A 20,357-nucleotide genomic window follows, 5' to 3' on the forward strand; every position below is an offset into this window, starting at 1 on the left:
TCGAGCCACGGGGGCGGTTGGTCAGGACAGCGCGATCCGGGTCCGCGCGCCGTCGGGCCACCGGGTGGTGACCCGGGTCGCGGGTCCGTCGGGGTCGAGCCGGACCTCCGGTCCCGACCGGGGCACGGGGCCGCGGGCCAGTTCCAGCAGGACGGCGAACCACTCGCCGGGGACGACGGGGCAGTGCGCCCAGGGGACCGCGGCGACCGGTCCCAGCGGGCTCGCGCCGGGGTGGAGGGACACGCCCGTGCCGGTGGTCCTGCCCAGCAGGACGAGCAGCTCCGACCGGGTTCCGTCGTCGCCCCGGGCGCGCGGTGCCCCGGTGGGGTCGACCTCCGCGCCGGCCACGGGCCAGCCGGACAGGCGCAGGGTCGTGGGCGGGCGGTCCCGGGCGACGTCGTCGACCCGGACCAGGCGCACCTCCCACGGGCCGCGGACCAGCGAGTGCACCGTGACGGTCCCGGCGTCGTGGTGGCGGCCCGTCCAGCCGGACCCGTGGTGCCGCTGGACCTCGTCGGGCTCCAACCAGCGGACCGGGCCGGACGAGGACGCGAGGCCGGTGGGCACGCCGTCGGCGTCGACGACCCGGGTGGGGCCGACGCGCATGCCGGACCGGTGGGACGCCCGGCCCTCGGCGTCGAGCAGCACGACGGCCTGGTCGCGCGGGTCGGTCCAGCTCTCCCGGTCCAGCAGGGGGCTGGTGGCGGTGGAGTAGCCCAGCCGCGCGTAGAGCGGCGAGTCGCCCCGGGTGTCGCCGGGGACGGCGTGGTCGGTGCCGTGGTTGACCACCCGCACCACGCCGTCGGTGGTGCCGCTGACCAGCCAGCCCGGCGCCCGGATCGCCCGCACGTAGTCGCCCCGCTCCACCGGCAGCGGCTGCTCCTCCGCCGCCCACACCGGGTGGTCGGCGGGCAGGACCAGGCCGAGCATGCCCTTCACCGCCCAGTACGGCGACCCCGGGCCCGAGTAGGACTGCGCGATCCGCGGCCACGGACCGTGCCAGCCCAGGGAGAGCAGGCCGCGCCCGTCGGGGGCGCCGCGCTCGGTGAAGTGGCGCACGACGATGGTGGCCGCACGCCTCAGGACTCCCGGCGGGGTGGACGGGACCCCGGCGAGGGCACCGGCCCAGAAGGGCGCCGCGGCGGCGAACCGGTAGGTCAGGCTGCGGCCCTGGAGCAGCGGTGAGCCGTCGCCGCCGACCAGGTGGACGGCGTCGAGCAGGAAGCGGTCGAGCAGCGCGGTGTCGTGCTCGCGGCGCTGCTCGGCGAAGCCGGCCGCGCCGGGCATCCGCGCCCACAGCTGCGGGTAGACGTGCAGCGCCCAGCCGGTGTAGTGGTCGAACGCGCGCTCGTGGCCGTCGGCCAGCCAGCCGTCCTCGCGCCGGAAGCCGTCGTGGGTGGCCAGGTCCTCGGCGACGTCGTCGGCCGACCAGGGTCCGCCGACGTCGCGCAGGAACGCCTGCACGACCAGCCGGAACCACACCCAGTTGATGCGCGGGTAGGTCGGGTCGCCCACGGCGGGGGCGAGGTAGTCGACCACGCGCTGCCGGACGCCCGGGTCCAGGCGGTCCCACAGCCACGGGCGGGTCAGGTCCAGGGCGAGCGCCAGGGAGGCGGCCTCCACCTTGGCCTGCGGGTGCTCGTCGAGGCGCACCCAGCGCTCCGGCGAGCCGGGGTCGGTGCCCGCGGCGATGCCCTCGGCGTACCAGCCGGCCAGGTCGTCCGGGTCGGCGCCGCGTTCGCCGGCGAGGCGGAACCCGGCGAGCAGGAAGGTGCGGGCGAAGCCCTCCAGGGCGTCCACGTCGGAGCCGTAGCCGCCGGTGGGGCCGGGCAGGGCGATCCGCGCGCGGGCCGGGGAGGCGAAGGGGCGGACCGCGCGGAGCAGGGCGTCGGCCGTGGCGGCCCACTGGTCGCGCGACCAGCCGGCTGGGGCTTCCCGGGGTTCCGGCGGCATGGCTTCGTCCTTCGTCGGCGGAAGACGTTCGATCACAACGATGCGCAGTTGCTTTCGTTTTTGATCGCTTGCCTGGCAAAGAGTAAATACGTGCACGAGTGATCGTGTCAAGGGTCACAGGGCGATGTGTCGCCGCCGGGTGCGGCCGCGGGCCGACGACATAATTGGGCCCACGGTCGACGACAGGAGGACGCGCGGTGACGAGAGCGCGCACGGGGGACGGCGCCGCACTGCCTCGCGTGGCACCGGCACCGGCACCGCCGCGCGCCGTCGTCACGGCACCGGCACCGGCACCGGCAACGCCTTGCGCCGTCGTCGCGGGGACGGCAGCGCCGTGAACCCGGAGTCCCGCACGCTCGCCGCCGGCCGGCGCGCGTCGATCCTCGAAGCCCTGCACCGGGAGGGCGTGGTCCGGATCTCCGACCTCAGCGAGCGGATGGGCGTCACCGCCGTGACGCTGCGCCGCGACATCGCGCACCTGGCCGGCGAGGGCCTGCTGCACCGCGTGCACGGCGGGGCGACCCTCCGCGCGGCGGCGAGCCCGTCACCGGAGGCGCCGCCGCTCGACGCCGCGCACCGGGGTGCCGCCGGGATGCTGGTCCCCTCGCTGGACTACTACTGGCCGGACGTGGTGCGCGGCGCCGAGGAGGAGGCGTCCGCGCACGGGTTGCGGGTCCTGCTGCGCGGGTCGTCCTACGAGAGCGCCGACGACCGCCCCCAGCTGGAGCGGTTGCTGGACAACGAGGACGTGTGCGGGCTGATCGCCGCGCCGAGCCCGACCGCGCCGTCCGCGGCCGCCACGATCGAGTGGCTGAGCACCCTCGACACCCCGGTCGTGCTGGTCGAGCGGGTCGCCGCCGTCGGGCCGCGCCAGGCGGTCGTGGAGTCGGTGGTGTCCGACCACGCCCTGGGCGCGGCCATGGCCGTGCACCACCTGGCGTCCCTGGGCCACCGCAAGGTCGGCGTGGTGACCAGCGAGAACAGCCCGACCTCACCGCACGTGCACCGCGGCTGGTCCGACGCGTGCGCCGAACTCGGGTTCGACCCCGGGTCCACCGTGGACACCGCCGTCCCCCGCCCCGGCACGGCGGGCTGGGACGCCGCGCTGGACGAGGTGTTCGACGGGTTGGCCGCCACCGGCACCACGGCGGTGCTCGTGCACGCCGACACCGAGGCCATGGCCCTGGTCCAGCGCGCCGAGCAGCGCGGCGTCCGGGTGCCGTCGGGGTTGTCGGTGGTGGCCTACGACGACGAGGTGGCCGCGCTGTTCACCCCCGCGCTGACCGCCGTGCGCCCGCCCCGGCGCTCCATCGGGCGGGCGGCGGTGTCGCTGCTGGCGGCCCGGCTGCACGACCCGGACCGCCCGACGCACCGGGTGGTGATCACCCCGTCCCTGCGCGTGCGCGACTCGACCGCCCCGCCCGCCTGACCGCTCTCACCGGGCCAGCCAGCCGCCGTCGACGGGCAGCACGACGCCGTGGACGTAGTCGGCCGCGCGGGAGCACAGGAACAGCACCGCGCCCGCGATGTCCTCCGGGTCGGCCCAGCGCCCGGCCGGGATGCGCGCCAGGATGGACCGGTTGCGGTCGGGGTCCGCGCGCAGGGCGCCGGTGTTGTCGGTGGTGACGTAGCCGGGCGCGACGGCGTTGACGTTGACGCCGCGGTGGGCCCACTCGTTGGCCAGCGCCCTGGTCAGGCCGGCCACGGCGGACTTCGACGCGGTGTAGCCGGGCACGGTGATCCCGCCCTGGAAGCTCAGCACCGAGGCGATGTTGACGATCCGCCCGGAGCCGCGGGCCAGCATCGACCGGCCGACGTCGCGCGACAGCGACCAGGTGGCGCGCAGGTTGACCGAGAGCACGTGGTCGAAGTCGGCGTCGGCGTGCTCGGCGGCGGGCGCGCGGCGGATCGTCCCGCCGTTGTTGACCAGGACGTCGACCTCCCGTTCGGCCAGCAGCGCACCGAGGGCGGTGACCTGGGCGGGGTCGGCGAGGTCGGTGCGCACCGGGGTGAACACCCGGCCCTCGCCCTCGACCGCGCCGCGCGCCGGGCCGTCGCCCTCGGGCATCGACCCGCTGACCCCGATGACGTCGGCTCCCGCCGCCGCCAGCAACCGCGCCACGGCGAGACCGATGCCGCGGCCGGCACCGGTGACGGCGGCGGTCTTGCCGGTCAGGTCGAGGAGGTCGGCGACCTCCGGCCTCATCGCGCCACCTCCAAGACGAAGCCGGGCCCCCGCGCCCCCGGCTTCACCGCAGCCCCGTCACGGGGTGCGGGTCCATGTCGTCGAAGGACTGGTTCTCCCCCGCCATCGCCCAGACGAAGCTGTACGAAGCGGTCCCCACCCCGCTGTGCACCGACCACGGCGGCGAGATCACCACCTGCCGGTCGGCCACCACCAGGTGCCGGGTCTCGTCCGGCTCCCCCAGCAGGTGCACCACCCGCGCGTCCTCGGGCACCCCGAAGTACAGGTAGACCTCCGTGCGCCGCTCGTGGGTGTGGGCGGGCATGGTGTTCCACGTGCTGCCCGGGTGCAGCGCCGTCACCCCCATCACCACCTGGCAGCTGCGCACCCCGCCCTCGTGGACGTACTGGGTCAGCGTCCGGCGGTTGGAGGTCAGCGGGTCGCCCAGCTCGCGCACCGTGCCGCCGCCCGGCTCGACGAGCACCGTCGGGTGGCTCGCGTGCGCGGGCGCGGAGAACAGGTAGAAGGCGGCGGGCGAGTCGGCGTCCGCGGAGGCGAACGACACCTTCTCCGCGCCTCTGCCGACGTAGAGGCAGGCGGTCGGGGCGAGCCGGTGCTCCTCGCCGTCCACGGTGACCGCGCCCGCACCGCCGACGTTGACGATGCCGGCCTCGCGGCGGTCGAAGAACCGGTCGGCGCGCAGCTCCGGGAACGCCGGCAGCGGCAGGGGCCCGGTGCGCGGGACCGCGCCCACCAGCACGACCCGGTCGTGGTGGCTGTGGACCGCGCGCACCTCGTCGGGCGCGAACAGGTCCTCGACCAGGTAGTGCCGCCGCAGCTCGGCCGTGCTCATGCCCGGCACCTGCTGCGGCGCGGTCGCGTGGCGCTGCTCCACGGGCGTCGCCTTCCTTCCGCCGATCGTTTTCCCTCTTGTCGACGCCAAACAGTCAATCCCAGTCATAAAGGAGGAGCAAGGCTGTGCGGTTTGTTTGTTACGATCACTTTCGATCACATTCCGAGGTGGGTGGGCGGTCATGGCGGACATGTCCGGGGCGGACACCGGGGGCGCGATGCTGCCCGCCGCGCGACGGCAGTGGCTGCTGGAGCACCTGGCGGGCCGCGGCGTCATGCGCATCACCCACATCGCCCGGATCATGGGCGTCACCCCGGTCACGGTCCGGCGGGACGTGCACGAGCTGGCCGCCGAGGGCCTGGTCGAGCGGGTGCACGGCGGGGTCGGGCCGGTCACCGGTACCCCACCGGGGCGGGTGCCGGACGCCACGCCGGCCGTCGGGATGGTCGTGCCCTCGCTGGACTACTACTGGCCCGAGGTCATCCGCGGCGCGCAGGACCTCGCGCGGGACCGGGGCGCCCGGCTCGTGCTGCGCGGCGCGTCCTACCGGGTCGACGACGTGCGGCACCAGGCCGAGTGGATGATCGGCAGCGGCGCGGTCGACGCGCTGCTGGTCGCGCCGCCGACCCGGGGCGCGGGCGCGGAGGAGCTGGTCGCCTGGCTGACCGCGCTGCCCGTGCCGGTGGTGCTGGTCGAGCGCTCCGCGGTGTCGGGCCCCTACCGCCAGCACGTCGAGTCCGTGCGCACCGACCACGCCGCGGGCGCCGAGCTGGCCGTCCGCCACCTGCACGGCCAGGGCCACCGCCGGATCGGGCTCGTGGTCAGCGCGAGCAGCCCCACGTCCGGCCACGTCCGCGAAGGCTGGCACCGCGCGACCGCCGACCTCGCCCTCCCGCCCGCGCCGGAGGTGCTCGCCGCCGCCTACTACGAGCCCGGCTGGGCGGTCGACGTGGACCGGGTGCTGGACCTGTGCGCCGAGCAGCGCGCCACCGCGCTGGTGGTGCACTCCGACCGGGAGGCGGTGTCGCTGGTGCAGCGCGCCGAGGAGCGGGGCGTCCACGTGCCCGGTGACCTGGCGGTCGTCGCCTACGACGACGAGGTCGCCCGGTTCGCCCACCCGCCGCTGACCGCCGTGCGCCCGCCCAAGTACGTCATCGGCAGCACCGCCGTGGAGCTGGCGCTCGACCGGCTGGCGCACGGCGCCGACCGGCCCGTCCGCCGGGTCGTGCTCAGCTCCGAGCTGCGCGAACGGGACTCCACCGGCTCACCCGCGCGCGCCGTGCACTGACCGCTTTTCTTCGCTTCGCTGCGGGCATCTGCACTTTTCTTCCGACCGGACCACCTCGCTTCCACCTTACGCCCTATTTTCCACCACGCCCCTTGCTGGCGCCGGTCACACCCTCTTAACCTGAACGAGATCAGCACCGCGACCACCCCCTGCGAGGAGTTTTCCATGCCACAGCGCCGTGGCTCCATCGTCGTTCTGCTGGCCGTCCTGATCGGCGCCGCCACGGTCGCACCGGCCACTGCCGCACCGGTCACCGTTTCCAACGGAACGCAGTTCGTCGACACGTCCGGCCAGGTCGTGCACGCCCACGGCGGCGGCGTCATCAAGGTCGACGCGTACTACTACTGGTTCGGCGAGAATCGGAACGCGAACAACACGTTCCGCGCGGTATCCGTCTACCGGTCCACCGACCTGCGCACCTGGGAATTCCGCCGCAACGTGCTCACCCAATCGTCGAGCAGCGAGCTGGCGGTGGCCAACATCGAACGCCCGAAAGTCGTCTACAACAATTCCACCGGGCGTTTCGTGATGTGGATGCACAAGGAGAACGGTAGCGACTACGGTGAGGCGCGGGCGGCCGTGGCCAGCTCCGCGACCGTCGACGGCGACTACACCTGGCACGGCAGCTTCCGCCCGCTCAACCACATGTCGCGCGACATCACCCTGTTCCGCGACGACGACGGCACCGCGTACATGATCTCCGCCGCGCGGGAGAACGCCGACCTGCACGTCTACCGGCTCACCGCCGACTACCGCCAGGTCGCGAGCCTGGTGCACGTGCTGTGGCCGGGTTCCTGGCGCGAGGCGCCGGCGATGTTCAAGCGCAACGGCGTGTACTTCCTGCTCACCTCCGGCGCCACGGGCTGGGCGCCCAACCAGCAGAAGTACGCCACCGCCACCAGCGTGGCAGGCACGTGGAGCGCGCTGGCCAACGTCGGCGACAACACCGCGTACGGCTCCCAGACCGCCTACGTGCTGCCGGTGCAGGGTTCGCAGACCACCTCCTACCTGTACCTGGGCGACCGGTGGGCGGGCGCGTGGAACGGCCCGGTCAACGACTCGCGGTACGTGTGGCTGCCGCTGACCTTCCCCAGCAGCACGACGATGTCGATGAACTACGCCTCCCAGGTCACCATCGACACCGCCACGGGCGTGGTGACCCCGATCTCCCAGCCCGCCTACACCCTCACCGCCCGACACAGCGGCAAGTGCCTCGACGTGCCCAGCGCGAGCCAGGCCCCCGGCGCGGAGGTCAAGCAGTACCCGTGCAACGGGGGCGCCAACCAGCGGTGGGAGGCCCAGGCCGCGGACGGCGGCTACTACCGGCTGGTCGCCCGCCACAGCGGCCTGTGCCTGGACGTGGCCAACGGCTCCACCGCCGACAGCACGTCGGTCACGCAGTACACCTGCAACGGCGGCACCAACCAGCAGTGGCAGTTCCAGGACGCGGGCAGCGGCTACTACCGCGTCGTCGCCCGGCACAGCGGCAAGTGCCTGGACGTGATCAGCGCCTCCACCGCCGACGGCGCGCTGGTCAAGCAGTACACCTGCAACGGCGGCACCAACCAGCAGTGGGCCAGGGCGAACGCCTGACGGCACCCGGTTCGCGGTGGAGCCCGGGCCCCGGTGGCCGCCGTGCGCCCCGGGGCACGGCTCACCCTTGAGGGGGCGGGCACTTCCCGCGCCCGCCCCCTCCGCGGAGCCGGATCAGCCGGTGCCGCCGGTCACCGCGCCGCCGTCCTTGGTGATGCGGTAGGTGATCCGCGCCCCGCTCCAGAAGTGGAACGTGAGCGTGACGCGGCCGTCGTCCACCTCGGCGAAGAACTCCGGCTTGAGGATCAGGGTCCCCGCGGCGTAGTCAGGCTGGAAGTGCTGCCAGAACTCCTTGAACGGCGTCCAGTTGGCCGGCCCCGCCGGGCTGCCGTCGTCGTACTCCGCCTCCATGGTGGCGAGCTGGTCGCCGTTGAACCGGGTCGGGATGGCGAACGACGTGGTCGTGCCGGTGGCGGCGGCCTGGGTGGGCGGGTCGGAGGTGATGATGTCGATCGGCCAGGGAACGCCCTGCGAGAACCTGGCCTCGACGGTGGCGTTGACGCCGTGGGCGCGGTTGCCCGCGAGGCGGGTGAGGGCCGTCGGGGTGAGCGTCAGCGTGGTGCCGGACACGGTGTAGTCGGTGCCGCGGACCAGCTCGGTGCCGCCGTGCCGAAGTCCCCGGAACGTGGTGCCGTTGGGGTTGAGCGTGAGCGACTTCGCCGGGATCGCACCGCTGCCGGGCAGGTGGACCCGGTCGGCCGAGGCGGTGCCGGAGCGGGTGGTCCAGCCGGACTTGATCGCGTCGTGCAGGCCCTGGTCGCGCCAGCGCAGCCCGGCGCGGTCGAGGAACTGGCCCGCGTCCCAGATCATGGTGGTGAGCCCGCGGGTGCGGGCGTGGTGCCCCACCGCCTCGATGAACTTCAGGAACTCGCCCCGCTCGATGACGCCGGGCCGGTTGTGGTCGTAGTTGAGCAGGGCCCACTCGCCGATGACGACCGGGATGCCGCGTGACACGAACGTGTTGTGCACCCGGTCGAAGGTGCCGACGAGGTCCTGCTCGACCTCGGCGTTGAACCGGGTGAACCCGGCGATGTTGACGCTGAACGGCCAGAAGCCGTAGAAGTGGACGGTCGCGGCGATGTTGGTGTCGCGCAGCTCCTGGTAGGTGGCCAGCAGCGCGTCCAGGCGGGCCTGGTCGGCGCTGGTGTGGACGGTGGGCAGCACCAGCAGGCGGGTGGCGTTGCCGCCGCCCGAGCCGCGGACGATCCGGTGGAACTCGGTGTTCAGCTCGTGCAGCAGCCGGTCGTCCTCCTCCGCACCGGAGGTGCCGGTGAACTGGGGTTCGTTGACGCTCTCGAACACCAGCCCCGACGGGTGGTCGCGGAACGCGGTGGCGATCCGGGTCCACAGCGCCCGGTACCGGGCCAGGACGTTCGCGCGGTCACCCGGGTAGTTGCTGATCCACTGCCACGAGTCGTGGTGGAGGTTGACCACCACGGACAGGCCCTCGGCCAGCGACCAGTCGACGACCTCGCGGACCCGGTCGAGCCACACCGGGTCGATCGCGTAGTCCGGCGCGGGGCCGTGGTGGTTGCTCCACGTGATCGGCAGGCGGACGCTCCGGTACCCCTGGGAGCGCACGTGGTGCAGCAGGGCCCGGGTGGTGAGCGGGTTGCCCCACGAGGTCTCGTCGGGGATGGCGTCCAGCGTGTTGCCCAGGTTCCAGCCGGGTTGCATCGCGGCCACCGCCGCCATCGCGTCGCCCGGCTGCGGCTCGACGTCCCCGGTGCAGGTGACGCCGTTGAGCGTGAACGCGGTCGGCGCGGTGTTGGTGCCCGCCCAGGACCCGTTGAAGCCGAAGGAGACCGTCGCGCCGGTCGGGATGGAGGGGTTGTAGCTCGCGTGCACCGCGGTGACCCGGTCGCCCGAGGAGGTGACCGTCGCGTTCCACGACTGGGTGACCCGCTGCCCGGAGGGGAACACCCAGCCGAGGTTCCAGCCGCTGATCGGGTCGCCGAGGTTGGTGACGCGCACGGAGGCGGTGAAGCCGCCCTGCCACTGGGCGGGGACGGCGTAGTCGACGCGGCAGCCCTGGGCCGCCTGGGTGGCGGTAGCGGTGGCGGTGGCTGTGGCGGTGGCTGTGGCGGTGATCCCCCCGGTCACCAGCAGCGCGGCCAGCGCGCCGGCGAGCGCGCCGAGGCGCCGCCGGGCCTTGCTCATGGAGTACGAGCTCAAGACGTCACTGTCCCTTGCTGTAGGTGGGTCACCTCGTCGTGGTGCAACCCAGCGCCGGGGTGCGTTGAGCCGGGTCGATGTCCGAGCCGTGCGTCGGGGTTGACGAAGGCATGAGGTCCCCGTTGGATGGAAAGTTTCTTGATGTGATCGAGATACTTTCTCAGGTTCGGATGCTACGCAGTCGCGCCGAACGACGTCAACGAACACCACTTCTTCCAGCCCGTCTACCAGCGAGTTGTCGAACGTCATCGTCGAATGGCCGTCGAACGCGCGCCGGATCTTCTTGCTGCGGTGATGCCGTTGACCCGAACCATTGGCGTCGGTAGCGTCCTGCGACAGTGGAAATTTTCTTGATATTGGAAAGAAAGTTTCGAGAGCTGCGCCTGCCCGCCGGCACTGTGTCCTTTGGCGGGCTCCACGCCGCCCGGCGTCCATGGCATCGACCCCGACCTGGCCTGGGACGCCGACGGCAACTGCTGGTGCACCGTCGCCCGGGTCACGCAGCACCGCATCGACCCGGCCACCGGCGAGACCCGGGGCGACCCCGTCGGGCTCTGGTCGGGCACGCCGTCTCGATCGCCTGCGGAACCGTCCACTTCGACTGGTTCGACTACGAACCGGTGAACCCGACCAGGTGATCACCATGTCTGTGAACCGCAGCGGCCGGCCGCGGCCGCCGGTGGCGCGGTGCTCGCCGGGTGCGGCGCGCCGGCACCCCGCGACGGCGGCGCCGTGGTCGGCGGCGACGAACTGGCCGGGCTGCCGCCCGCCCACGTGCCGGTGGAGTTCGCCAAGCCCGACCTGCCGGGCGTCAACGGCTCCGTGCCCGGCTACCTGTCGCCGGCAGCGACTACCAGGCGAAGCCGGCAGCCCTCGTGACCGCCCGGCAGGTGCCCGACGCGACCGTGGTGCCGACGTTCACCATCCCACCCCGGTTCGGCCAGGGCGTGGGCGAGGTGTTCCGCGACCTGACCGACTTCCTCGCCGGTGACGAGGCCGAGGACTACCCGCTTCTACGACGCGGGCTGCGTGCACCCCGACCTCACCGAGCTGGGGCGCCGGGAGATCACCCTCACCCGAGGAACCGCCGCAGTTCGCCAAGCCGGCCGCCCGGTTCGCCGGCAAGACCACCGACGTCCTGCGCGGCCGGGCCGACGCGTCCGAGGTCGACGGGCCGGCCGACCCGTGGCGCCGGGCGGGCGGCGACGAGCTGCACGCGTTCTACGACAAGGCGCTGTCCGATGCCGGGCGCTGACCGCGGGCCGGCCGTGCCAGGATGGGCCGCATGTCCTCCGATCTCGACAGCGCCGCCCGCCCGGCGAACCAGGTCGTGCCCAACGACTACAACAGCTTCGGCGAGGCGTACGCGGCCGAGAACGAGACCAACCTGATCAACGCCCACTACACCCTGCCGGCGATGCTGGACCTGGCCGGGGACGTGGCCGGCCGGCGGGTCCTCGACGCCGGCTGCGGCGCGGGCCCGCTGGCCGAGGCGCTGCGCGACCGGGGCGCCGTCGTGGCGGGCTTCGACGCCAGCACCACGATGGTGGAGCTGGCCCGGCGGCGGCTCGGCGCCGACGCGGACCTGCGGGTCGCCGACCTGGCCGAGCCGCTGCCCTACCCCGACGGCGCGTTCGACGACGTCGTCGCGGCCCTGGTGCTGCACTACCTGGAGGACTGGACCGCGCCGCTGGCCGAGCTGCGGCGCGTGCTCAGGACCGGCGGCCGGCTGATCGTGGCCGTCAACCACCCCGTCGTGCTCAAGATGGTCGACCCCGAAGCCGACTACTTCGCGGTTGCCGAGTGGTCGGCCGAGTACACCTTCAACGGGCAGAAGGCGGTGCTCACCAACTGGCACCGGCCGCTGCACGCGATGACCGACGCCTTCACCGCGGCCGGCTTCCGCATCACCGTCATCAGCGAACCGCACCCGGCACCGGAAGCCCGCGAGCTGTTCCCCGAGGAGCTGGCGAAGTTCCCGTCCGGCGCCTTCCTGTGCTTCCTGTTCTTCGTCCTGGAAGCCGCCTAGCCGGGGCCGCTCAGTCCGCCAACTCCCTCGCGGCGGCGGCATCGCCGGCCTCGGCCCGGGCCCGCAGCTCGGCCACCGCCGCCGCGTCACCCCGCTCGGCCAGCAGCCGGGCCAGCCGCTCCGCCTCCATGAAGCCCCAGTCCTCGGGGTCGTCCTGCCAGTCGGCCCGCTCGTCGGCGGGCAGGGCGTCCATCCACGCCTGCCGGCCGCCCTCCGGGTTCTGCCACACCACGTCCGAGAACCGCCACGCGTTCACCGCTTCGCCGAGGTCGCCCTGCTCGGCCAGCACCTCGGCCAACCGCTTCGTCGTGGGCGACTCGTCGCCGTACGCCTCGGCCCACACCCGCAGGGCGCCGTCCAGGTCACCGCGGCCGGCCAGCACCTCGCCCAGCCGCCCCGCCGCGTTCCGGTTCCCCGCCCCGGCCCGGGCCCGCAGCTCCGCGACCTGCTCGGGGGTCAGTTCCTCCGCCACCGCTCACCCCACCTCCGAGGGGACCGGTGAGGCCGCCGGCCCCGTTCGGCACCAGCGTAGCCGGCGGGTCAACGCTGGCGGGCGACGCAGCCGGTCAACCCAGCCAGCCAAAGCAGCCGGTCGACGCGGCCGGGCTAGCGCGCCCCACCGGGCGGCGCGGTGCTCCGCCGAACGGTCAGCGTGGTCGCCAGTTCCAACCCGACCTGCGCCGGCCGCTCACCCCGGCCCAGCGCGAGGGCCAGTTCGGTGGCCGCCGCCGCCATCTCGACCAGCGGCTGGTGGACGGTGGTCAGCGGCGGGTCGACCAGGGCCGCCACCGGCAGGTCGTCGAAGCCCACCACGCTCAGGTCCTCCGGGATCCGCAACCCCGCCTCCCGGGCCGCCTGGTACACCCCCAGCGCCTGCAGGTCGTTGCCCGCGACCACGGCGGTGGGGCGGTCCGGCAGGGCCAGCAGCCCGCGGGCCGCGGCGTGACCGGCCTCCCGGGTCAGGTCCGCGCGCACCACGAGCGCCGGGTCCACCGGCAGGTCCGCGGCCTCCATCGCGGCGCGGTAGCCGTCGTAGCGGGCGCGGCAGCACAGCACGTGGTCCGGTCCGGCGACCACGGCGACGCGGCGGTGCCCCAGCCCGGTCAGGTGACGGGTGGCCGACCGCCCGCCGGCCCAGTTCGTCGCGCCCACGAACGGCACGTCGTCGGGCAGCTCGACCGTGGGGTCGAACACCACGAACGGGATGCCCCTGGCGCGCAGCCGGTCACGCTCCTCCTGCCCCAGCTGGGCGACCGTCACCACGCACGCGGGCCTGCGGTCGAGCGCGTCGTCGATCCAGTAGCGGATCGCGCTGCCCTGCGGGCCGAACTCCGAGAGCACCACGCCCACGCGGTTCTGGCGGGCCGCCCGCTGCACGCCGCGGATGATCTCGACGCCCCACATGCTCTCCAGCTCGTCGAACACCAGGTCCACCATCGCGCTGCGACTGGGCGCACTGGACTTCTGGTAGCCGTACTCGTCGATCAGCGCCTCGATGCGGGCCCTCGTGCCCGCCGACACCCCGGCCCGCCCGTTGATCACCTTCGACACCGTCGGCACCGAAACCCCGGCCGTCTCCGCGATGTAGGAGATCGTCACCGGCCTGGACGAACCCCCGCGCTGGTGCTCCACCGGGTCATTCTACGTTTTCCCAACGACCCGGAGAAAGTTTCCACCGGCTCAGTCGACCCGGGCCTGGCACGCCTCCAGGGCCCACGCCTGCCTCCCGTGGGCCTCGCGGAAGATCCGGTAGCAGGTGGTCAGCTCGGCGGCGTCGCACGCGTCGTGGGCGGTCAGCGGGTCGGCGCCGTTCGCCACGGCGATGTCCACGCAGTCGGCGAAGCCCTTCTGCGGCACCACCTCCCGCCCCGCGGCACGACCGACGCCGTAGAGGTTGACGGTCACGTGACCACCCGAGCCGTCGATCACGTACGGCTCGTGAACCCCCTCGTACGGCAGGCAGCCGTCGGCCAGGCGCTCGTCGACGTCCCCGTCCCGCTCGCCGACGAAGGCGCACACCTGGAGGATCTCGTCCTCGGTGAACGGCACCTCCTGGATCGCGGCACCGGTCGCCGGGTACCGCCACCGGGACGGGGTGTCCTCGGCGCGCCCCTCGCGCCACAGCAACCGGTCCTCCCCAGGCAGCCGCAGGACCACCGCACCGTACGGCTCGGGGTCGTGCTCCTCGCCGGGGTCGGCGAACTCGATCGAGTACACCACGCGCGCCTGCTGCTCGGCCCGGGCCGTGCCCGGCACCCCGACCAGCAGCCCCGCGACAGCCAGCACCGACACCTTGCGGAAGAACCCGGCGACCATCCGAACCTCCATACCCGCGAACAGCGACACCGCCGAAGGTAGGCAGCCGGCGCCGGACCCGCCGTGGACGACGGGGAAACCGCCCGCGCGGGTGAGGCACCCCCCACCGGGAGGTGATCCGGGACCGCCACCGACACGGAGCGGGGTTTCCGCTGTGGTGGTCCGGGTCGGTGTTCACCCGGGGAACCGGAGGAACGGGGGTCGGGCGCGGAACTCCCGGGCCCTCCCGACCGCGTCGGTGCAGCCGGTGAGGGCGCCACCCCCAGCGCCGAGCCGCACCACCACGGCCCCGGGCCGGTGCGGCGGGCGCAGCAGCCGGGCGGGCGTCACGCGAACCTCAACACGTGGTGGTCGGCGGTGCGCGGCAGCGGGCCGTGCGGGTCCAGGCGCGGCCCGCCGACCTGGCGCGGCCGGTGGGCGAGCAGTTCGGCGAGCAGGGTGGCGCTGGTGAACTGCACCAGGTGCCGGCCGGGGCACTCGGCCGGTCCCCGGCTGAACGGCGCCAGCGCCCAGTCCAGGTCGGCCGACCCGTCCAGCCACCGGCCGGGTTCGAACCGGTCGGCGCGCGGCACCCTGGCGTCGCGGTGGAAGTAGGAGCTGTGGAAGACCACGGTGGTGCCCGCGGGGGTGGTGCTGCCGTCGGACCAGGTGGTGTTCGCGGTGGTGTCGCGCAGGATCGCCAGTGTGGTCGGCCACAGCCGCAGGGACTCTCGCACGCACGCCCGCAGGTAGTCGTGGTCGGTGCGCGGGATGCCGCCGGCCAGCAGCCCCAGTGCCAGGTAGGTGGCGATCGGCGCGGCGTCGAAGGCGAACATCCAGTGCTGCGCCTGCGCCACCGGCAGCGTGCGCCGGGTGCGCGGCGCGTCGGCCACGCACGAGGCCAGTCCCCCGGTCGACCCGTCGCCCAGGTAGTCGCGGGTGCGCACCCACAGCTCCGCGCACAGCCGGCGCCGCCGCCGGTGCAGCCGGAACCAGTTGGCGTCGCCCCGCAGCTCGTTCAGCAACCCGGTGATGCGCTCGTCGTCCGCGGCCGCGTCGCCGAGGACCACCCGCCGCACGATGCGCCGGTACGCGCCGGCGAACTCGTCCCAGGTCAGCTCCGCACCGCGCCCGGTGGTGCGCCCGACCAGCCCGGCGGCCTCCTCGCGGACCACCTCGCCGAACCGACCGCACAGCCGGTGGTCGGCCCTGGGCCAGTCCAGCACGGCCTCGTTGAACCGCCGCCGGTCCTCCCGGGCCGACCCCCTGGACAGCAGCACCGCCCCGGGCTCGAAGTGCCCCAGCGCGGCCACCTTGTCCCGGGCGGCGGCGGTGAGCGTGCGCGTGGTCCGCTCCAGCGCGATCCGGGCGTCCTGCGGGGACAGCAGGAGCAGCACCCGCCGGTGCGGCACCCTGACCAGCAGCGGCCCGTCGCCGTGCCGGTGCCGCAGCCGGGTCATGAGGCGGCACGCCCAGGAGTTGGTGTCCAGCCGCGCCGCCAGCCCGACCGCGCGCGGCCGCCGCAGGGCCACGCCCTGGGCCACCGCCGGGACGAGGACGAGGACGCCGAGCAGCAGGGTGTCGAGGAGGGAGGCGCGTGCGGGGGCGCGGGTGGTCATGCCGGGGTCCTTTCGGGGGAGCGCGGGCCCAGCCGCGGGTGGACCGGCCCGGCGGCGGTGCGGCCTGCTCGGCGGGCCGCGCCGACGATCGCGGCGGACCGGTTCCCGAAGTCGCCCCTGCTGCGCAACGCCACGCCCTCTCGCCACGGTGTCGTCCGCACAACCTGGGCCGGGGGCGGAGGGGCGCGCGGCCAACACGCCGGCGCGTTCACCTGACCCGGTGACCAACTTCAGCCGGGCAGAGGTCCGGTCAGGCCCACCCGTCCGACACCCACGCCAGGGCGAGGGCTCCCCCGGTGACGGCGAGCAGGAAACCCAGCACGCCGCCGCACAACGGGCAGCAGCGCCGCCGGCGGGTGAAGCCCCGGCCCGTGCCGGAGAGCCCCGTCGAACGGTCACCACCCGCCCCACGCCCGGCAGGGGCGTGGGTGCTCTGGTGCGCGGGTCCGGGTGCGCGCGTACGGTTGGTGGTGCGTGTTCGGGGCGCGAGCCGCGGTCGTGCCTCGACGAGGCCGAGGAGTTGGGGCATGCACCCGCCGGTGCGCGACGACCGGGTCATCACCGACCCCGAGCAGGCGCACGCGCTCGTCGCTGCCTCCTACGCCGACAACCGGCTGCGGGTCAGCGGCAGCACCGAGGGCTTCCGGTTCGAGCACGGCAGCGTCGACCTCGGCGACGTCCGCTTCGACTCCATCCACAACACGCTGACCACCGACTACGCCCTGGACCCGGTCGGCCGCCTCATGGTGTGCCGGGTGCTGGAGCACGGGCTGGAGGTCGAGGCCGACCACGGGGAGCAGCGCCTGGGCCCCGGTGACACCTTCCTCGTCGCGCGGCCCGACCGGGGGTACCGCGCCAGGCTGCACGGCACCCGGTTCCAGATCACCAACCTGGAGCTGCCGCTGCTCGACCGGCTCGCCCCCGACGCCTCGCGCGACCTGGTGCGCGGGCTGCGGTACGAACCGCTCGCACCGGACCGGGCGCGCTACTGGCAGGACACCGTCGACTACGTCTCCACGGCGCTGCTGGGCAACCGGGAAGCGGCGACCAGCCCCCTGGTCCTCGGCAGCGCCGGGCGGCTGCTCGCGGCGACGCTGCTGACCGCGTTCTCGCCCGGCGCGCCCGCCGCGCGCCCCGCGGACCGCACCGACGCGGTGCCGGCGACGGTGCGCCGCGCCATCGCCTACCTGGAGGGCGCCCCCGACCTCGACCTGGGCGTGGCCGACATCGCCCGCGCCTGCCACGTGTCCGTGCGCGCGCTGCAACTGGCCTTCCGCCGGCACCTGGGCACCACCCCGCTGGGCTACCTGCGCCGGGTGCGCCTCGACCGGGTGCGGACCGACCTGCGCGACGCCGACCCCACCGCGGGCGCCACGGTCACCGCCATCGCCACCCGCTGGGGCTTCCTGCCCGACAGCCGGTTCCGGGCCCACTACCGCGCCGCCTACCACGAGCTGCCCGGGGACACCCTGCGCCGGTGACGGTCAGGCCGGCCCGTCGGGTCGGAACACGGGCAGGACGTGCGAGGTGATCAGCTCCGCGGCGCGCTCCGCGCGGGCGGCCCGGTCCCGGTTGCGCGCGCGGAGCGGCCCCGGACCGGTCAACCGCCGCTGGATGCGCTCGCGCACGACCGCGTGCGCCCGCAGTTGCGCCACCGCCAGCGACAACGCCTCGTCCACGCCCATGGCGCACGGCTCGCCCGCCCCCGGTGCGCCCGGGACCGACCGCCGGGCGACGAGGTCGCCGATGACCGACCCGAGCTTGTCGGCCGGCCAGGTCGTCGCACCGGGCACCCGGTCCAGCGTCGCGCGGGGCATGGAGGGGTGCCGGGCGTCGTCCGGGTCCTGCACGAGGACGGTGCCCCCGGCCCCGGCGACCGCGGCCGCGCCCTCGGCGCCGTCGCGCAGCAGCCCGGACAGCACCACGGCGACCACCCGCGGGCCGCAGGCGTGGGCGGCGCTGCGCAGGAGCGGGTCGATCGCCGGGCGGGTGTGGTGGACGAGGGGGCCGCGGTGCAGCCGCAGCACGTCACCGTCGGTGACGACCAGGTGCCGGCCGGCGGGGGCGACGGTCAGGAGCCCGGCGGTCAGGCGCTGGCCGGGCACGGCGTAGGCGGCGGGCAGCCGCCCGTGGCGGGCCAGGATGTCGGGCAGCCGTCGCGGCGAGTCGGGGGACGTGTGCGAGACGATCAGGACACTGGCCGGCAACCCGGCGGGGAGTCCCGCGACGAGCCGCCGCAGGGCGTCGCCGCCACCCGCGGACGCGCCGATGACGACCACGTCGCGTTCGACCACGATGGCACCTCCGGTACGGATGTCCCCGGCAGGATCCGGTACGGGGGCCGGGTGGGGACAGCACGTGGGGCGAACGGGTTGGGGGTGGGCGGTACCGAAAGCGAAGTGGGGCGGGGGGCGGCGGAGCGCGGGCGCGGCGGGGCAGGGCGGGGCGCGGACGGGGGCGCGGTGGGGTGGGGCGCGGGCGGGCCGCGGTGAGGCCGGCCAGGTCGAACCAGGCGTAGCCGCCGGCCACGCCACCCCGCGTACAGCAGTCGCCCGCGCCCGAGGAACACCCAACGACCACCGGGCGGCACCCGCGCACCGCCGCGGCCGACCGCCCGATCGCGAGCGCGCCCAGGTAGACCAGGCCGTGCCCGGGCGGCACGAACGCCGGTACGTCGTCCAACCGGTAGGTGCGCACGTGCAGCCCCACCGAGAACACGTACTCCAACCGCGTCGACCCCGACGACGACCGCCGCCTGGACGCGCACCAGGGGGCGCTCCGCGCACAGCAACCACAGCAGGACGCACCACGTCGCCGCGCCCCACGCCCACTGCCCCGCGCGCCCGGACCACCCGTCGGAGGCCGGCACCAGCGTGATCCACCCGGGCACGACCGCCGCGACGGGCGGGGGACGCCCCACCCGCGCGATCACGACCCAACCGGCCGGCGGGCCGCGTCCCTCGTCACGCGGCCCGAGTTGTTGCGCGCGACCGACGCGCCCGGCACACCGCTTCACACGAAGGTGTGGACGCGGCCCTCGGCTAGCGTCTGCGGGGCGCAGCGACCCGAGCGGAGGACCCGACCGTGACACCACCTCGTCTGGCACGCCGGCTGGGCACCGGCGGCGCGGTGACCGTCGGCCTGGGCTCCATGGTCGGCGCGGGCGTGTTCGCCGCCTTCGCCCCCGCCGCCCGGGCCGCCGGCACCGGCCTGCTCGCGGGCCTGGTGATCGCCGCCGTCGTCGCCTGGTGCAACGCCACCTCCTCCGCCCGGCTGGCCGCCCGCTACCCGGCCTCCGGCGGCACCTACGTCTACGGCCGGGAACGCCTCGGCCCGTTCTGGGGGCACCTGGCGGGCTGGGGCTTCGTGGTCGGCAAGACCGCCTCGTGCGCGGCGATGGCGCTCACCGCCGCCGCCTACGCCCTGCCCGACGCCGACAGACCCGCGCGCACCGCCGTGGCCGTGGCGGCCGTGCTCGCGCTGACCGCGCTGAACTACTTCGGCGTGCAGAGGTCCGTCGCGGCCACCCGGGTGGTCGTGGCGGCGGTCCTGGCCGTGTTGGCGCTGGTGGTCACCGCCGCGCTCGTCAACGGCCACACCGGCAACCTCGCGTGGGCACCGGGCACGGCCGGCCCGCTCGGCGTCCTCCAGTCGGCCGGCCTGCTGTTCTTCGCCTTCGCCGGCTACGCCCGCATCGCCACCCTGGGCGAGGAGGTCCGCGACCCCGCCCGCACCATCCCCCGCGCCGTCCCCATCGCCCTGGGCATCGCCTTCGCCGTCTACGCGGCGGTCGCGGTCACCGTCCTGGCCGCCCTCGGCCCGGTCGCCCTGGCCGCCTCCCCCGACCCCCTCGCCGCGGCCGCTGCGGCGGCCGGGTGGCCGTGGCTTGTCCCGCTGGTCCGCGCCGGCGCCGCCCTCGCCGCGCTGGGTTCCCTGCTGGCCCTGGTCCTCGGCGTCTCCCGCACCACCCTGGCCATGGCCCGCGACGGCCACCTGCCCCGCACCCTGGCCGCGGTCCACCCCCGCCACCGGGTGCCCCACCACGCCGAGGTCGCCGTCGGCGCCACCGTCGCGCTGCTGGTCTGCCTGGTGGACCTGCGCGGCGCCATCGGCTTCTCGTCCTTCGCGGTGCTCGCCTACTACGCCATCGCCAACGCCTCCGCCTGGACCCTGCGCCCCGACGAGGGCCGCCCGCCCCGCGCCGTGCCCGCTATCGGCCTGCTCGGCTGCCTCGTGCTGGCCGTCACCCTGCCCCTCGCCTCCGTCCTCGCCGGCGCGGCGGTCCTGGCCGCGGGCGCGCTGACCTGGCTGGTGCGGCGCGGGCTCGCGGGGCGGCCCTAGACCGGGCGGTGGTGGCCGCGCGGAGG

At 74.8% G+C, this 20,357-nt stretch carries 18 protein-coding genes; 7 read left to right on the forward strand and 11 right to left on the reverse strand.

Annotated features, from left to right (window positions below; translation table 11 throughout):
* Positions 1–21 precede the first annotated feature (21 nt).
* The gene (locus EKG83_RS29775; protein ID WP_033430198.1) at positions 22–1,953 is read right to left on the reverse strand and encodes a DUF2264 domain-containing protein; all 1,932 of its coding nucleotides are present in this window, start codon (positions 1,951–1,953) and stop codon (positions 22–24) included.
* Positions 1,954–2,287: 334 nt separating this feature from the next.
* On the opposite strand from EKG83_RS29775, the gene EKG83_RS29780 reads away from it, so the two are divergent.
* Positions 2,288–3,382: a substrate-binding domain-containing protein gene (locus EKG83_RS29780; RefSeq protein WP_033430199.1), complete on the forward strand. Its 1,095-nt coding sequence runs from the start codon at positions 2,288–2,290 to the stop codon at positions 3,380–3,382.
* A 6-nt stretch (positions 3,383–3,388) separates the two neighbouring features.
* Here EKG83_RS29780 and EKG83_RS29785 read toward each other — a convergent pair whose 3' ends face one another.
* Both EKG83_RS29785 and kduI read right to left on the reverse strand, forming a co-directional pair.
* On the reverse strand, positions 3,389–4,159 hold the full coding sequence (locus EKG83_RS29785) for an SDR family oxidoreductase (RefSeq protein WP_033430200.1): 771 nt from the start codon (positions 4,157–4,159) through the stop codon (positions 3,389–3,391).
* 43 nt (positions 4,160–4,202) lie between these two features.
* Entirely contained in the window at positions 4,203–5,033 is an 831-nt protein-coding gene (gene kduI / locus EKG83_RS29790; protein WP_153278534.1) for a 5-dehydro-4-deoxy-D-glucuronate isomerase, read from the reverse strand.
* A gap of 139 nt (positions 5,034–5,172) precedes the next feature.
* Here kduI and EKG83_RS29795 point away from each other — a divergent pair, with 139 nt between their 5' ends.
* Both EKG83_RS29795 and EKG83_RS29800 read left to right on the forward strand, forming a co-directional pair.
* The gene (locus EKG83_RS29795) at positions 5,173–6,279 is read left to right on the forward strand and encodes a substrate-binding domain-containing protein (protein WP_063741311.1); all 1,107 of its coding nucleotides are present in this window, start codon (positions 5,173–5,175) and stop codon (positions 6,277–6,279) included.
* A gap of 165 nt (positions 6,280–6,444) precedes the next feature.
* On the forward strand, positions 6,445–7,872 hold the full coding sequence (locus EKG83_RS29800) for an RICIN domain-containing protein (RefSeq protein WP_033430202.1): 1,428 nt from the start codon (positions 6,445–6,447) through the stop codon (positions 7,870–7,872).
* A gap of 114 nt (positions 7,873–7,986) precedes the next feature.
* Here the strand turns inward: EKG83_RS29800 and EKG83_RS29805 are convergent, their stop codons facing one another.
* Positions 7,987–10,047: a cellulase family glycosylhydrolase gene (locus EKG83_RS29805; RefSeq protein ID WP_228122274.1), complete on the reverse strand. Its 2,061-nt coding sequence runs from the start codon at positions 10,045–10,047 to the stop codon at positions 7,987–7,989.
* A 687-nt stretch (positions 10,048–10,734) separates the two neighbouring features.
* On the opposite strand from EKG83_RS29805, the gene EKG83_RS47140 reads away from it, so the two are divergent.
* Complete coding sequence (locus EKG83_RS47140; protein ID WP_033430204.1) at positions 10,735–10,926, forward strand: hypothetical protein; 192 nt, start codon at positions 10,735–10,737, stop codon at positions 10,924–10,926.
* A gap of 193 nt (positions 10,927–11,119) precedes the next feature.
* On the opposite strand, the gene EKG83_RS47145 is transcribed toward EKG83_RS47140, so the two are convergent.
* Positions 11,120–11,263 (reverse strand): hypothetical protein, encoded by a 144-nt coding sequence (locus EKG83_RS47145; protein ID WP_170191811.1) that lies wholly within the window; start codon positions 11,261–11,263, stop codon positions 11,120–11,122.
* 69 nt (positions 11,264–11,332) lie between these two features.
* Between EKG83_RS47145 and EKG83_RS29815 the strand changes: the two genes are divergently transcribed.
* The gene (locus EKG83_RS29815) at positions 11,333–12,076 is read left to right on the forward strand and encodes a class I SAM-dependent methyltransferase (protein ID WP_033430205.1); all 744 of its coding nucleotides are present in this window, start codon (positions 11,333–11,335) and stop codon (positions 12,074–12,076) included.
* A gap of 10 nt (positions 12,077–12,086) precedes the next feature.
* Here the strand turns inward: EKG83_RS29815 and EKG83_RS29820 are convergent, their stop codons facing one another.
* From EKG83_RS29820 to EKG83_RS29840, 5 genes are all read right to left on the reverse strand, one after another.
* A complete protein-coding gene (locus EKG83_RS29820; RefSeq protein WP_033430206.1) occupies positions 12,087–12,548 on the reverse strand; it encodes a hypothetical protein in 462 nt (153 codons plus the stop codon).
* Positions 12,549–12,682: 134 nt separating this feature from the next.
* Positions 12,683–13,708: a LacI family DNA-binding transcriptional regulator gene (locus tag EKG83_RS29825; RefSeq protein ID WP_051765410.1), complete on the reverse strand. Its 1,026-nt coding sequence runs from the start codon at positions 13,706–13,708 to the stop codon at positions 12,683–12,685.
* 48 nt (positions 13,709–13,756) lie between these two features.
* Positions 13,757–14,392: a hypothetical protein gene (locus tag EKG83_RS29830; RefSeq protein ID WP_033430207.1), complete on the reverse strand. Its 636-nt coding sequence runs from the start codon at positions 14,390–14,392 to the stop codon at positions 13,757–13,759.
* Between the two features lie 174 nt (positions 14,393–14,566).
* Positions 14,567–14,722, reverse strand: a complete 156-nt coding sequence (locus EKG83_RS29835) for a hypothetical protein (RefSeq protein WP_153278535.1) — start codon at positions 14,720–14,722, stop codon at positions 14,567–14,569.
* Positions 14,719–15,990 carry a cytochrome P450 gene (locus tag EKG83_RS29840; protein WP_033430208.1) on the reverse strand — a complete coding sequence of 424 codons (1,272 nt, stop codon included), beginning with the start codon at positions 15,988–15,990 and terminating at the stop codon, positions 14,719–14,721. The genes EKG83_RS29835 and EKG83_RS29840 overlap by 4 nt, the downstream gene beginning before the upstream one ends.
* Positions 15,991–16,517: 527 nt before the next feature.
* On the opposite strand from EKG83_RS29840, the gene EKG83_RS29845 reads away from it, so the two are divergent.
* Positions 16,518–17,471, forward strand: coding sequence for a helix-turn-helix transcriptional regulator (locus EKG83_RS29845; protein WP_033430209.1), 954 nt, complete (start codon positions 16,518–16,520; stop codon positions 17,469–17,471).
* A 3-nt stretch (positions 17,472–17,474) separates the two neighbouring features.
* Here the strand turns inward: EKG83_RS29845 and EKG83_RS29850 are convergent, their stop codons facing one another.
* Positions 17,475–18,284 carry a chemotaxis protein CheB gene (locus EKG83_RS29850; RefSeq protein ID WP_051765411.1) on the reverse strand — a complete coding sequence of 270 codons (810 nt, stop codon included), beginning with the start codon at positions 18,282–18,284 and terminating at the stop codon, positions 17,475–17,477.
* Positions 18,285–19,074: 790 nt separating this feature from the next.
* On the opposite strand from EKG83_RS29850, the gene EKG83_RS29855 reads away from it, so the two are divergent.
* Positions 19,075–20,331 carry an APC family permease gene (locus tag EKG83_RS29855; RefSeq protein ID WP_033430210.1) on the forward strand — a complete coding sequence of 419 codons (1,257 nt, stop codon included), beginning with the start codon at positions 19,075–19,077 and terminating at the stop codon, positions 20,329–20,331.
* The last annotated feature ends 26 nt before the right edge of the window (positions 20,332–20,357 follow it).

The organism is Saccharothrix syringae (assembly GCF_009498035.1).
Taxonomy (GTDB): Bacteria; Actinomycetota; Actinomycetes; order Mycobacteriales; family Pseudonocardiaceae; genus Actinosynnema; species Actinosynnema syringae.